Origin of the sequence: Salinicola acroporae (assembly GCF_003206615.1) — a bacterium.
In the GTDB taxonomy this organism is placed as follows: domain Bacteria; phylum Pseudomonadota; class Gammaproteobacteria; order Pseudomonadales; family Halomonadaceae; genus Salinicola; species Salinicola acroporae.
This window is the reverse complement of record NZ_PZJW01000001.1, coordinates 79,126-92,415: the sequence shown is the minus strand read 5'-3', so window position 1 is coordinate 92,415 and position 13,290 is coordinate 79,126. Positions and strand designations below refer to the sequence as shown.

Here is a 13,290-nt window from a genome sequence, read left to right as displayed (position 1 = left end):
AGATGAGAGTCGGGCATTTTACGCCTGCTGTGTGCGCTCATCCATGGAGCGCCTGATGTATGGTGGCCGCCATCTGCTCGTTGATGCCCGGAACGCGGGAAAGGTCGTCCCGGGTTGCCTTGCGCACGCCCTGCAGGCCGCCGAAGAAGCGTAACAGTTCTCGGCGACGTTTCGGGCCGACGCCGGGAATATCCTGCAGCGATGAGGTCCGACGTTGCTTGTCACGGCGCTGACGGTGGCCGGTAATCGCGAAGCGGTGGGCCTCGTCGCGGATGTGCTGGATCAGGTGCAGTGCCGGTGAACTGGTATCGAGGTTGAGGGTGCGGTCCACCGTCTCGATGAACAGCGTCTCCAGGCCGGCCTTCCGGGTCGTCCCCTTGGCGACGCCGATCAACGCGACGCCGACGACTTCCAGCTCGGCCAACACCTCCCGCGCCATGTTCAACTGGCCCTTGCCACCATCGACGATCAGGATGTCGGGCAGCTTGCCTTCACCTTTCTGCAGTCGCTTGAAGCGTCGGGTCAAGGCCTGGCGCATCGCCGCATAATCATCGCCCGCGGCCACCCCTTCGATATTGAAGCGTCGATAGTCGGATTTGGCCGGACCGTTCTGGTCGAACACGACACAGGACGCCACGGTCGCTTCGCCGTGGCTGTGGCTGATATCGAAACACTCGAGCCGGGCGGGGGCGACCGGGATATCCAGCGCCTGGCGCAGCGACTCGAAACGCTTGCCCAACTGGCTGCGGTTGGCAAGCTGGGTCGCCAAGTGCTGCTCGGCATTGGTGATGGCCAGCCGGCGCCACTGGGCGCGGTGGCCCCGTACCTGAGACGCGACCCGAATGCGCCGACCGGCATGTTCGCTCAATGCCGATTGCAGCAACTCGCTATCGGTCAACGGGTGGGAGGCGATGATCTCGAGCGGGATCTCCTTGGACTGGCCGAGATAGAACTGGCTGACGAACTCGCTGAGCAGCTCCTCGGCCCCCAGGTCCAGGCCATTGTCGGGCTGGTGATGACGCGCGCCCATCATGCGACCCTGGCGAATCGACAGGACACTGATACAGAGCCCGCCGGGTTGCTCGGCCAGGGCAAAAATGTCGGCATCGCCATCGGCGTTATCGACGAACTGCTTTTCCTGCAGCCGGCGCAATTGCTGGATCTGGTCGCGCAAGCGGGCCGCTTCCTCGAAGTCGAGTGCATCGCTGGCGCGTTCCATGCTTGCGGTCAGTTGCTGAGTCACCTGCTCGCTGCGTCCCTCGAGGCACATCACGGCATGCTCGATATCCTGGCGGTAGTCGGCTTCGCTGATGTAATCGACACAGGGTGCGCTGCAACGTTTGATCTGGTATTGCAGGCACGGTCGGTGCCGGTGCGCGAACACGCTATCCTCGCAGTTGCGGATGCGAAATATCTTCTGCATCAGCGAGAGGCTCTCGCGCACTGCGGTCGAGCTCGGGTAAGGGCCGAGATAACGGCCGTCGCGTCGCTTCTGGCGAACGCGCTTGAACTCGAGTGCAGGGTAAGCGTGGCGATCGGTAACGAAGACGTAAGGGTAGGACTTATCGTCGCGCAACAGAATGTTATAGGGTGGCCGCAGCTCCTTGATCAGGGTCTGCTCCAGCAGCAGGGCTTCGGTCTCGCTGCGTGTGACCGTGATCTGGATGTCCTGAATGCGTGCCACGAGCGCCTGGGTCTTGGCATTCAAGGCGCCGCGGAAGTAACTGGCGAGTCGCGGCTTCAGGCGTTTGGCCTTGCCGACATAGAGCACGTTGGCCTGTTCGTCGAGCATGCGATAGACGCCCGGCGACTCCGAGACCGATTTCAGGAAGTGCTTGGCGTCGAAGCGCAATGGGGTATCGATCGAGAGTTCACTCATGCCCCGAGTATATCAAAGTCCCGTGCGAGCACGGTGGGCTCCCTGCATTTTCAGCGCGCTCGATTGGTGTTCACGATTTGGGTTCGAAACCATCCAGCAGGCCATGCCGAAGGCCGAGGTGCGTCAACTCCACATCGGACTGCACTTTCAGCTTGTCGAATATCCGGTAGCGGTAGGTATTCACCGTCTTGGGGCTCAGGCAGAGCTGTTCCGAGATACGGCTGACCTTGTGACAGTGAATGATCATGGTCGCGATCTGCAGTTCGCGGTGGGAGAGCTGGTCGAACGGGCTCTGGCGGCCCTCACTGCGGGCCAGCACCACGCGTTGGGCGATGTCCGGGCTGATGAAGCGCTTTCCCTCCGCGACCCGGCGCACGGCCTCGATCATCAGATCCAGTTCGGTGCCCTTGCTGATGAAGCCGGTCACGCCGGAATCTATCAGACGCTGCGCCGTGCTCTCCTCGACATGCCCCGTCAGTACGATGATTCGGGTGTCGGGCTGGGTCTTGAGGAGTTTCAGAATGGTCTCCAGACCGCCGATTCCCGGCATCCGAATGTCAACCATTGCAATATCCGGCATGTGTTCCCGGCAGCTCTGTAACGCACTTTCTCCGCTGTCGGCTTCGGCAACGACCTCGATGTCGGGTTCGCTGGCCATGACGCGCGCGATACTCGTGCGAACCAGATGGTGATCGTCGGCTACTAATACCCTGATCAAGATGACTCCTGAATTCCCGCTGCCCCTGAAGGTCCTGCCATCGGCTGCTGTGCCAGCAGCCGGCGAGCCTTGTTTATGATTGGTAATGCGCTCTCGTTCAACCAGCCGGCGAACGCTCGAGCAACCTCAACATCTTCATCATCGGAGCTTGTCCGTTACGGATGGAGGTTTCACGTCTGCGCTGTCAAGTAGTGTGACATGTTCTTGGACCAAATACTCCATGTTCGACGGTGAATTTGCGACCGGCAAAGTCTTGCGTCGACCCGCTTCCAAGGCGGTCGCCGCGACATCGATGCGGTTGCCTCGCGAGGAACGGGGCTTGACCTGAAGGGAGGGGGCTTTTATAGTGCGTCGCGTCCATCAGGGCAGCATGTTTTTGGGGCCTTAGCTCAGCTGGGAGAGCGCAACACTGGCAGTGTTGAGGTCAGCGGTTCGATCCCGCTAGGCTCCACCATATTCTTCATGAAAAAGCCGCTTTCACCTTGGTGAAAGCGGCTTTTTCATGCCCGAAACCGCGATGCCCCATCCGATTCCTGACCGATGCCCCGATGGGCTGCCGTCTCTCCTCCTCCCCCTCGGGAATGAATTGGTCCGCTTGATGACGGGTCCTTATCCATTTGATGGCGCGTGCCTCTCGCACAATGTGCTAGGTGGCCAGCTGGTGCCGGTGACCGCTTCCGATTGGCCGCGATGGTTCTGGGGGGGAGTATGCGAGAGTTCGTTTTCGATGTCGTGATCCGGCCGACGGCAACGTCCCGACGACGCTGGGAGGCATTGGTGCCCGCATTGCCTGGTCTGGTGGTCGAAGCTTCGTCCGATATGGAAGCCTTCGAAGAAATCCAGGCGCGGCTCGTTCCTTTCCTGGCCGAACGGCTCGCCAAGGGCGAGGGGATACCAAGGCAGTCCCGAGTCGGCCACTACATGGACCGCTACGGCCTGGTTTTCTGGCAGTTCCTGCGAGTCCGTCTGGGCCCAAGGCGGTCGGGCCAGTCAGCGGTCGATCCCATCTTTCCCGACATCGACGACTTGTTGATGGATCTCGAGATGGGTGCCCTCGAGGAGTAACCCTCTATCCGGATGGCGAGCGTCGCCTCTGGATGAGATGTCGCGGCGTCGAGGTGGCGGTAGGCCCGGCCACGATGCCCGGCAGGGCGGCGTTGACAGTGATCGGCGCTCCACGGCACTATACGGCCCATGAACATGAATCCGACGCACAGACCGAACCAGTGGTGGTGGCGCCTTTGATCCAAGGGCGGCATGCCGACGTCTGTAGAAAATGCCGTCCCTCGGGGCGGCATTTTTCGTTTGTCTGCTGCGCTTCGTGGGGTTTGGCATAGGTGGAATGATCGACTTGGGTAATCACCTGGGTAAGCAATCACGACCTTTACTCGATCTAGTATGAATATCAGGAGCTTGCACCATGTCAGTCCTCATGATCGACAATTACGACAGCTTCACCTTCAACATCGTCCAGTACCTGGGAGAGTTGGGGGCGAATGTCGTGACCGTGCGCAACGACGAGACGGATATTGCCGGTCTCGAACGGCATGAGCCGAGCCATCTGGTGGTATCGCCCGGTCCGTGCACGCCCAATGAAGCCGGGATCGCAATGGAGGCGATCCGCCACTTTGCCGGCAGGATTCCGATATTGGGTGTCTGCCTGGGGCACCAGGCCATCGGCCAGGTCTACGGCGGCGATGTGGTGCGCGCGCCGCAGGTGATGCATGGCAAGACGTCCCGCATTCGTCACCACGGTGAAGGGGTTTTCGAGGGCCTCGAGGATCCGCTCGAGGTGACCCGGTATCACTCGCTGGTAGTGGATGCCACGACGCTGCCCGACTGTCTCGAAGTCACGGCCTGGGTCGGCGACGACGATCCGACGCCAGGACTGATCATGGGCTTGAAGCACAAGACGCTGGATATCGAAGGGGTGCAGTTTCATCCCGAATCGATTCTGTCTCGCCAAGGTCACGAGCTGCTGGCGAATTTCCTCAAACGACGCGGCTAACTGGAACAGGCGAGGAGCCAACATGCAAATGCGGGATGCCATCGGCGCGGTCATGCGTCGCCAGGACCTCAGCTACGAGGATACTCACGCCATCATGCAGGCGATCATGACGGGGGAGGCCACCGAAGCGCAGATCGGCGGCTTCCTGATCGGGCTGGCGATGAAAGGCGAAACCGCCGACGAGATCACGGCGGCGGCGCAGGTCATGCGCGAGCTGATGCAGCCGGTATCGATCGATTGTGACAACGTCGTCGATATCGTCGGCACCGGGGGCGATGGCGCCAATCTCTTCAACGTCTCCACCGCATCCAGTTTCGTCGTCGCGGCTGCCGGCGGCCACGTCGCCAAGCACGGCAATCGCGGTGTTTCGTCTTCAGCCGGCAGTGCGGATCTGTTCGACGTTGCGGGGATCTATCTCGATCTCGATGCCGCGACCATCGCCCGCTGTATCGAGCAGGTGGGCGTCGGATTCATGTTCGCGCCGCGTCACCATCAGGCGATGCGTCACGCCATCGCCCCGCGTCGCGAGATGGGCGTGCGCACGGTCTTCAACATTCTCGGGCCGTTGACCAATCCGGCGGGCGCACCCAATCAGTTGCTGGGTGTCTACGCGCCCCATCTCGTGCCGCTGGTGGCGCAATCGCTACGCAAGCTGGGCAGCCGCCACGTGCTTGTCGTTCATGCCGAGGATGGTCTGGACGAAATCTCGGTAGCGGCGCCGACCCGGGTAGCCGAACTTCGCGATGGCGAGATCCACGAATACACGATCACGCCCGAGTCGCTGGGCATCGAGCGTCAATCGCTCGAGTCGCTGAAGGTCGTGACCGCCGAAGATAGCCTCAAGCTGGTCAAGGAGGCGCTGGTTGGCAAGGGCGTGGCCGGCGATATCGTCGCGCTCAACGCGGGGGCGGCGCTGTTTGCCGCTGGCATTGCCGATTCGCTGAAAGAGGGCGTGTTGATGGCCCAGGACGCCCAGGCTTCCAAACTGCCGCTGGAGAAGCTCAAGGAGCTTTCCGATTTCACTCGCGTCTTCGCCGAGTGAGTCCTCGCCGAACAAGTCCAACAGGAACCGCTACATGACCGATGTCGCCGATAGTGAACTGCCGACCATCCTGGCCAAGATACTGGCCCGCAAGCGCGAGGAGATTGCCGAGCGCCGGCCCGTCGTCAGCGAGCAGGCGTGGCTCGAGCGGGCGAAATCCCAGGCTGCGCCCCGCGGTTTCGTGGCCGCCCTCAATGCCTGTATCGAGGGCGGTGACCCCGCCGTCATCGCCGAAATCAAGAAGGCGTCGCCCTCCAAGGGCATCATACGCGAAGACTTTCGACCCGCTGATATCGCGGCCGACTACGCGGCGGCAGGTGCGAGCTGTCTGTCGGTACTGACGGACGCCGACTATTTTCAGGGTCACGAGGATGACTTGATTGCCGTGCGCGATGCTTGCGAGCTGCCGGTGATCCGCAAGGATTTCATCATCGACAGCTACCAGATCGCGGAAGCCCGGGGCATTGGTGCCGACTGTATCCTGTTGATCGTGGCGGCGCTGAGCGATGGGCAGCTCAAGGATCTCCACCAGCAGGCAACGGCGCTGGGCATGGACGTGCTGGTGGAGGTGCACGACATCTTCGAACTCGAGCGGGCGCTGATGCTGGATCTGCCGCTGGTGGGCATCAACAACCGCGATCTGCGCACGTTCGAGACCTCGCTGAATACCACCTTCGAACTGCTGAAGCGGATCCCCCAGGGCGTCACGGTCGTCACCGAGTCCGGCATCCACAGCCGTGATGATGTCGAACGAATGCGGGAGTTCGACGTCAACGCCTTCCTGGTGGGCGAGGCGTTCATGCGTGAGGAAGAGCCCGGCAGCGCACTGCGCCGGATGTTTTTCTAGTCGCTGGCGACGTCGTCGCCGGCATTCGAGCGCCGCTCTCCATGACCGGGGAGCGGCGCTTTGCGTTGGTTGGGAACCAACGACCGGCCTCGGGCCGCCACCGGTCGGGAGCGATCAGAACTCGGGCGAGTCGGGGAAGATCAGGCTGATCAGGGTGTCGCCCGCCTTCGGATTGAGCGGTTTGGCCGAGGTAGCGATGCGAATGCGGCCGCTGGCGGAAAGCGTGAACAGTGTCAGCAGCCGGTCCTGATGGATGCGGCGATAATCCTCGATGTCGAAGTTGTCGCTGATCCTGGCGTGGCGCATTACCGCGCCCTGGCCGATCAGGCTGGAGAGGCGGGTGAAGGTGGTGTGGCCATCGAACAGCAGTGGCAGGTGGGCCAACGCCTGCTGATGGTGGCGACGGGCGTTGCGGGAGGATTCCACCGCCAGCCGGAAGACGTTGCCGTGACCGAGAATATGTTCGAAGTGCAGTGCGGCGAGGTTGTTGAGCTCGCGGTAGGGCGACAGCGGGAGTAGATGGCCGATGCCCGTCAGCCCCAGATGCTGGGCAGCATGCTCCGACAGCGGGTTGCCGTAGTAGGTTGAGAGGCTGGCCATCCGCGCCTCCTGGATCGCATCCCAGTTGTGGTCGCACAGTCGCACCGCGAAGCCGGCTTCCTGCAGGGCGCTGCCGAAGGCCCGCGCCACCGGATTGGCGCCGATGATCAAGAAGCCCGACGCCGTCGGTGCGTCCACCTTCAGAAACCGAGCCAGCGGACGCGAGAACAGGCTCTGCACCACGACGGTACTGATGATCACCAGAAAGGTGATCGGGACCAGCAACTCGGCACCCGGCACTTCCAGCGCCTCGAGCCGGATCGCGAACAGCGAGGCCACCGCCGCGGCGACGATGCCGCGAGGAGAGAGCCAAGCCAGCAGTGCCTTCTCCCGCCAGCTGAGCGAACTGCCCCAGGTGCAGACCCATACCGCCAGCGGTCGCGCGACCCATACCAGAACGACCAGGAACGCCCACGCCTCCCATGACAGCAGGCCCAGTTGCGCCAGGCTCAGCCGCGCGGCCAGCAGGATGAACAGTCCCGAGATGAGCAGGATCGACAGCGTCTCCTTGAACTCCAGGATCGGCTGCGTCGGCACCCCCCGCATATTGGCCATCCATACGCCCATGACGGTGACGGTCAGCAGGCCGGACTCGTGGAACAGCAGGTTCGAGGCGGTGAACAGCGTCAGCATGATCATCAGGGTACCGAAGCTGTGCAGGCGTTGTGGCAGCCAGTAATGGCGCAGCACGCTGCCCCATAGATAGCCGCCCGCCGTCCCCAGGCCGAAGCCGATCACCGCAGTCTGGGCGAAACTCACCAAGGTGTGGGTCGCTGCGCCATTGGAGAGTCCCAGCGCGACGAACTCATAGACGAGGACCGCGCCAATGGCGCCGATCGGGTCGATCAGGATGCCTTCCCAGCGCAGGATCTGGCTGACGTGCTCACGGGCGCGCAGCGACTGGAGCAGCGGCAGGACCACCGTCGGCCCGGTCACGACCAGTAGCGCGCCCAGGACGCTGGCCATCTCCCAGGAGAGCCCGAGGATCAGGTGCGCGGCCACGATGGCCAGCAGCGCGGTGATCAACGCACCCCAGGTCACCAGCCGGCTGACGGTGCGGCCGTGACCCCGCAGCTCCCGGAAGTCGAGGGTCAATGCGCCCTCGAACAGGATCACCGCGACCGCCAGGGAGACCAGCGGAAACAGCAGGTCGCCGAGCACCGCATCCGGATCGAGTACCCCGGTTATCGGCCCGGCGGCGATACCGGCGATCAGCAGCGGCAGGATGGCCGGCACCCGGATCTGCCAGGCGAGCCATTGGCAGCCCAGCGCCAGCAGGCCGATGCCGGTCAGGGCAAGGGCGGCGTTTTCCATGGGGTCTCTCCGGTGCGTGGCAAAAGGCGCGCAGACTAGCGGCGGCACTGCATGGATGCAATGCCGAATCGTGAGCCGGAGAGGTTTCAGGGTGTGGCGAGTTGTCGCCGGGCCCAGGCGACGATGTCCGCCTGCGCCATGGCGCCCGCCTGGCGCGCGATCTCGCGGCCGCCGCGGAACAGGATCAGCGTCGGGATGCTGCGAATGCCGAAGCGCGATGCAATGTCGGTGGCCGCTTCGGTATCCAGCTTGGCCAGGCGCAGGTGGGGCTCGAGCTCGCCCGCGGCCTTGGCGAATCCCGGCGCCATCGCCTTGCAGGGGCCGCACCAGTCGGCCCAGAAATCGACCAGCAGCGGCAGATCGCTGCGCGACAGGTGACGATCGAAGTTGGTGGAGTCCAGTGCCAGTGGCTCGCCGGTGAACAGCGCGTCGTGGCACTGCCCGCAGCGAGGGGCCTCCGTCAGGCGCGCGCTGGCGACCCGATTGACCGCATGACAGTGGGGGCAGACGAGGTGAAGCGTGTCGGACATGTAACGGGCTCCGGATGAAAGGATTGCCGCCGAGCCAGGAGGAAGCGGAGCGCGGTGGCGCGGATGATCGGCGGCCGTTGCGTCATGCGGTTGCAGGGTACCGCTTCAGACGGTTTCGTGGCCGTTGATTCGGGGCGATATCGAATGGGTCGGGTCGACAACCTCGTTGCGTTCACGTGCCGCAACCTCAGCGCAGCGTGATCAGTCGGCCGCCATAGCCGATGAAGACGGCGCCAGCGCAGCGTTCGATCCAATGCCGTGTGCGCCGATACAGGGCGCGCAGGCGCGGCGTTGTGGAGGCCAGTGCGATCAAGCTGTACCAGCACACGGAGACTGTCAGCATCGCGGCGATACAGACGATGCCCATCCACATCGGTGCATGGGCCGGCAGCGTCGAGGCGAACAGGCTGCTCACGAACAGCGCCGTCTTGGGATTCGAAGCGCCGGTGAGCAACCCCCGGCGATAGACCTGGCCATCGAGTAGCACGGGATGCCGATGGGGCGCGTCATCGCCTGGGCCGCGGAAGCTATGCAGAATCAGTCGGCCGCCGAGAAATAGCAGATAGGCACCGCCGATCAGCTTGAGCGTGAGGTAGAGCCACGGCGCCAGCGCAAACAGCAGCGCAATGCCGAAGTAGCCGAATAGTCCCCAGGCGAGGGTTCCCGAGGCGAGCCCGGCAACGGCAATCATCGCCGCCCGGCGCCCGTGGACGATCCCCGTCTGCAATGTCAGGAAGAAGTTAGGCCCCGGGGTGACGGCTGCCACTGTCCAGATGGCGATGAAATTGATCAGGATCCAACTGCTCGACATGAAGCGCGCTCCTATCTAGAACGTGAAGCGACGGGCCAGAACGTGAAGCGACAGGCCAGAACGTGAAGCGACCGGGCATGAGTTGGCCAAGTATGGCACGAGATCAATGCCCGCACGCATTCGCCAATGGCTCATCCGCCCGGTCTCGTCGTCACGAGACGGCGCCGGCGATCCTGACGCGCTTCAGCAACGCCTGCAGTGGATGGGGCAACGCCTGTTCGGAGAGCCGCTTGACCTGGCTGCGACAGGAGTAGCCCGTCGCCAGCAGGCGATCCGTGTTGGCACGATCCTCGACCGGTTCGCGCCACGAGAGATCGTAGATCGTCTCCGAAGTCTGGCGATGACGCGCCTCGTGGCCATAGGTGCCGGACATGCCGCAGCAGCCGGTGTCGACCAGCTCCAGCGAGAGGCCGAAGCGCTCGAACAACTGCTGCCAGCCCTTGGGGCTGCCCGGGGCATTGGTCTTCTCGGTGCAGTGACTCAGCAGGCGATAGCCGGGATCGGCCTGATCGATGCGCTCGCTGTTCCAGCCCTGGGGCAGGACCGATCGCCCCAGCGATAGCAACCACTCCTGCAGCAATAGCACCTCCGGCACCGCCTGCGGCCCAAGCATCTTGACGTACTCCTGGCGATAGGTGAGCGTCATCGCCGGATCGATGCCTACCAGTGGTACGCCGAAGCGCGACAGCGCGCGGAGCCGGGCGGCCTGCTGCTCGGCGACCCGCTCGAAGCGGCCGAGAAATCCCTGCACGTGCAGCGGCTTGCCGTTGGGCCCGAACGGCGCCACGAACACGCGGATATCGAGTCGTGCCAGCAGTTCGACGACATCCATCACCAGCCGAGACTCGAAATGGCTGGTGAAGGCGTCCTGCACCAGCACCACGCTGCGGCTTTTCTGGGTCGCCGTGAGCCGACCCAGCGTCAGCGGCGTGGCTTCGGCAATGCCCCAGGCGTCGAGCGTCTTGTCGAGTCTGGCGCGGGAGAGTCTCGGGCTGTCGACGATGCCGACTCTCCTGGCCAGGAAGCGGTCGACCAGCCGGTTGCCGAGCAGCGCATTGTAGAGCGGCGCCACCGGCCGAAGGTGCGGCACCACGAACTCGAGCCCACCGATCAGGTAGTCGCGCAGCGGGCGCCCGTAGCGGCTGTGGTAGCTTTCGAGAAAGCGGGCGCGGAAGTCGGGCACGTCGACCTTGATCGGACACTGACCGGCGCAGGACTTGCACGCCAGGCAACCGGCCATGGCGTCGTAGACCTCATGCGAGAAGTCGGTCTCGCCCCGCTGCCGGGCGATCGCCCGCCTGATCTTGCCGGGCTGGGCCAGCAGCCAGGCGCCGAGGCGGCCGCGGCGCTGGGCCCGGCTCACCTCTGTCACGTCCACCCCGGCTTCGCCCTGGCGGCGCAGCCACTCGCGCATCAGGCTGGCACGGCCCTTCGGTGAATGCACCCGCTCGCGGGTCGCCTTCCACGACGGGCACATGGCATCGGCGGGATCGTAGTTGTAGCAGGCGCCGTTGCCGTTGCAGAAGACCGCGCTGGCGTTCTCCTGCCACACCCGCTCGTCGATCTGGCGGTCCAGCTCGCCGCGGGTGGTCACACCGTCGATGGTCAGTAGCCCGGGGTCGTGACCATCGACGATGCCGGTAGCGCCTTCCGCCAGCGGGGTCGCGATCTTGCCCGGATTGAACTGGTTGCACGGGTCGAAGGCGCCCTTGACCCGCTGCAGCGCCGGATAGAGCTCGCCGAAGAAGCGCGGCGAGTACTCGGAGCGTATCCCCTTGCCGTGCTCGCCCCACAGCAGCCCGCCATAACGCTGGGTGAGTGCAGCCACCTCGTCGGAGATCTCGCGGATCAGGCGCGCCTGATCCGGATCCTTCATGTCGATGGCCGGGCGCACGTGGAGCACGCCGGCGTCGACATGGCCGAACATGCCGTACGCCAGGCCGCGCGCGTCCAGCAATTGGCGGAACTCGGCGATATAGTCGGCCAGGGATTCCGGCGGTACCGCCGTGTCTTCCACGAACGGGATCGGACGCTGCTCACCGCGGGCATTGCCGAGCAACCCCACCGCCCGTTTGCGCATGGCATAGACCCGGCTGATCTGCGGACGGCCCTCGGCCAGGGTGTAACCGAGCCGCTCGACGCTGGTGTCCGCGCCCAGGTGATCGGTGAAGGCCCGCACCCGCTCGGCCAGCCGGGCCGGGTCGTCGTCGTTGAACTCGACCAGGTTGATGCCGCGAATCGGCGTCTCGCGCTCGCCATTGTCAGCGACGGCGGCAGGGAAGAACTCCGCCACGCTATCCCAGACGAAATCCTCCATCGCGAGCGTCAGCACGCGGTCGTCGATCGTCTCTATCGAGGTCGGATCGCCTTCCGACATCAGCGCCTTGGCATCGCGCAGCGCCTCCATGAAACCCGCGTAGCGCACGTTGACCAGGGTCGAATGCCGGGGTAACGGCAGGACATTGAGCGTGGCCTCGTTGAGCAGCGCCAATGAACCTTCCGACCCGCACAGCACGCTGTTGAGGTCGAAGTGCCCCTGGCCGTCGGTGAGATGGGCCAGGTCGTAGCCGGTCAGGCAGCGATTGAGCGGCGGGAAGATGGCGTCGATCCGCTCGCGCTCGGTCTCGGCGATGCCGCTGACCACGCGATGGAGCTCGCCGACCCGATCATCGCGCTGGCACATGGCGGTCAGTGCGGCGGCGTCCAGCGGTCGGCTCTCGAACCGTTCGCCACCGAGTACCACGATATCGAGCGCGAGGACGTGGTCCCGGGTCTTGCCGTATTCGCAACTGCCCTGGCCGCTGGCATCGGTGGAGATCATGCCGCCGAGGGTGGCGCGGTTGGAGGTAGAGAGCTCCGGGGCGAAGAACAGCCCGTGGGGCTTGAGTGCGGCGTTGAGCTGATCCTTGACCACGCCGGCCTGGACGCGTACGCGGCGGTTCTCGACGTCGATCTCGACGATCCGATTCATGTAGCGGGAGACATCCACCACCAGGCCGTCGGTCAGCGACTGGCCGTTGGTACCGGTGCCGCCCCCGCGGGGCGCGAGCGCGATGTCGCGATACGTCTCCTGGGCCATGAGTCGGGCGATCCGCTGGAGATCGGCGGCATCGCGAGGATAAAGGACGGCCATTGGCAGACGCTGATAGATCGAGTTGTCGGTAGCCAGTACGGTACGGTTGGCGGCATCGTCGGCGATATCGCCGACGAAGCCGGCCGTCGCCAGCTCGGCGAGGAATCGGCGATAGCGCGCTGGCAGCGTCAGCTCGGCGCTGGCCGGGTCAAGGCGTGTCATCATTGTCATGCATCAAGCCATCACGTCGGGCCGGTCAGACGGCCGTCATCGGAGGGTGATCCATCCGACGGGTTATCGATTGCCGGTGCCGCGGGCATGGCGGGAACCGTTTCATGGCGTCACGGGCGCTCGGGGGGCAACAGTTTAGCGTGCCAGGCCGCGATGTGACACGAATCCCTGGAGGCGCATGGTGCCGGGGAGGGGTTTTCCCTACAATATTCCCCTCGCCAAGAATGACCATCAACA

General features: G+C 64.1%; 10 protein-coding genes and 1 tRNA gene. 5 read left to right on the top strand and 6 right to left on the bottom strand.

Annotated elements, in window-relative coordinates:
* Nucleotides 1-37: 37 nt before the first annotated feature.
* Together uvrC and DOM54_RS00395 are read right to left on the bottom strand one after the other, a co-directional pair.
* On the bottom strand, nt 38-1,852 hold the full coding sequence (gene uvrC / locus DOM54_RS00400; protein WP_110714609.1) for an excinuclease ABC subunit UvrC: 1,815 nt from the start codon (nt 1,850-1,852) through the stop codon (nt 38-40).
* Between the two features lie 97 nt (nt 1,853-1,949).
* Complete coding sequence (locus tag DOM54_RS00395; RefSeq protein ID WP_110714461.1) at nt 1,950-2,597, bottom strand: response regulator; 648 nt, start codon at nt 2,595-2,597, stop codon at nt 1,950-1,952.
* Nucleotides 2,598-2,975: 378 nt separating this feature from the next.
* Between DOM54_RS00395 and DOM54_RS00390 the strand changes: the two genes are divergently transcribed.
* The 5 genes from DOM54_RS00390 to trpC all read left to right on the top strand — a co-directional run bounded on the left by DOM54_RS00390 (nt 2,976) and on the right by trpC (nt 6,494).
* A tRNA-Ala gene (locus DOM54_RS00390) sits at nt 2,976-3,051 on the top strand.
* A gap of 254 nt (nt 3,052-3,305) precedes the next feature.
* On the top strand, nt 3,306-3,662 hold the full coding sequence (locus tag DOM54_RS00385; protein ID WP_162619732.1) for a hypothetical protein: 357 nt from the start codon (nt 3,306-3,308) through the stop codon (nt 3,660-3,662).
* 355 nt (nt 3,663-4,017) lie between these two features.
* Nucleotides 4,018-4,605 carry an anthranilate synthase component II gene (locus DOM54_RS00380; RefSeq protein WP_110714459.1) on the top strand — a complete coding sequence of 196 codons (588 nt, stop codon included), beginning with the start codon at nt 4,018-4,020 and terminating at the stop codon, nt 4,603-4,605.
* Between the two features lie 22 nt (nt 4,606-4,627).
* A complete protein-coding gene (trpD, locus tag DOM54_RS00375) occupies nt 4,628-5,647 on the top strand; it encodes an anthranilate phosphoribosyltransferase (protein ID WP_110714458.1) in 1,020 nt (339 codons plus the stop codon).
* 34 nt (nt 5,648-5,681) lie between these two features.
* Nucleotides 5,682-6,494, top strand: coding sequence for an indole-3-glycerol phosphate synthase TrpC (gene trpC / locus DOM54_RS00370; RefSeq protein WP_110714457.1), 813 nt, complete (start codon nt 5,682-5,684; stop codon nt 6,492-6,494).
* Nucleotides 6,495-6,608: 114 nt separating this feature from the next.
* On the opposite strand, the gene DOM54_RS00365 is transcribed toward trpC, so the two are convergent.
* From DOM54_RS00365 to ydiJ, 4 genes are all read right to left on the bottom strand, one after another.
* Nucleotides 6,609-8,408, bottom strand: coding sequence for a cation:proton antiporter (locus DOM54_RS00365; RefSeq protein ID WP_110714456.1), 1,800 nt, complete (start codon nt 8,406-8,408; stop codon nt 6,609-6,611).
* Between the two features lie 86 nt (nt 8,409-8,494).
* Nucleotides 8,495-8,938 carry a thioredoxin TrxC gene (trxC, locus tag DOM54_RS00360; RefSeq protein ID WP_110714455.1) on the bottom strand — a complete coding sequence of 148 codons (444 nt, stop codon included), beginning with the start codon at nt 8,936-8,938 and terminating at the stop codon, nt 8,495-8,497.
* 187 nt (nt 8,939-9,125) lie between these two features.
* Nucleotides 9,126-9,749 carry a LysE family translocator gene (locus DOM54_RS00355; protein ID WP_110714454.1) on the bottom strand — a complete coding sequence of 208 codons (624 nt, stop codon included), beginning with the start codon at nt 9,747-9,749 and terminating at the stop codon, nt 9,126-9,128.
* A 151-nt stretch (nt 9,750-9,900) separates the two neighbouring features.
* Nucleotides 9,901-13,047: a D-2-hydroxyglutarate dehydrogenase YdiJ gene (ydiJ, locus tag DOM54_RS00350; RefSeq protein WP_110714453.1), complete on the bottom strand. Its 3,147-nt coding sequence runs from the start codon at nt 13,045-13,047 to the stop codon at nt 9,901-9,903.
* Nucleotides 13,048-13,290: the final 243 nt, after the last annotated feature.

Coding starts and splice junctions, on each gene's coding strand:
- trpC (WP_110714457.1), top strand. CDS start 5,682: ATGACCGATGTCGCCGATAGTGAACTGCCGACCATCCTGGCCAAGATA.
- ydiJ (WP_110714453.1), bottom strand. CDS start 13,047: ATGATGACACGCCTTGACCCGGCCAGCGCCGAGCTGACGCTGCCAGCG.
- DOM54_RS00380 (WP_110714459.1), top strand. CDS start 4,018: ATGTCAGTCCTCATGATCGACAATTACGACAGCTTCACCTTCAACATC.
- DOM54_RS00385 (WP_162619732.1), top strand. CDS start 3,306: ATGCGAGAGTTCGTTTTCGATGTCGTGATCCGGCCGACGGCAACGTCC.
- DOM54_RS00365 (WP_110714456.1), bottom strand. CDS start 8,408: ATGGAAAACGCCGCCCTTGCCCTGACCGGCATCGGCCTGCTGGCGCTG.
- trxC (WP_110714455.1), bottom strand. CDS start 8,938: ATGTCCGACACGCTTCACCTCGTCTGCCCCCACTGTCATGCGGTCAAT.
- DOM54_RS00355 (WP_110714454.1), bottom strand. CDS start 9,749: ATGTCGAGCAGTTGGATCCTGATCAATTTCATCGCCATCTGGACAGTG.
- trpD (WP_110714458.1), top strand. CDS start 4,628: ATGCAAATGCGGGATGCCATCGGCGCGGTCATGCGTCGCCAGGACCTC.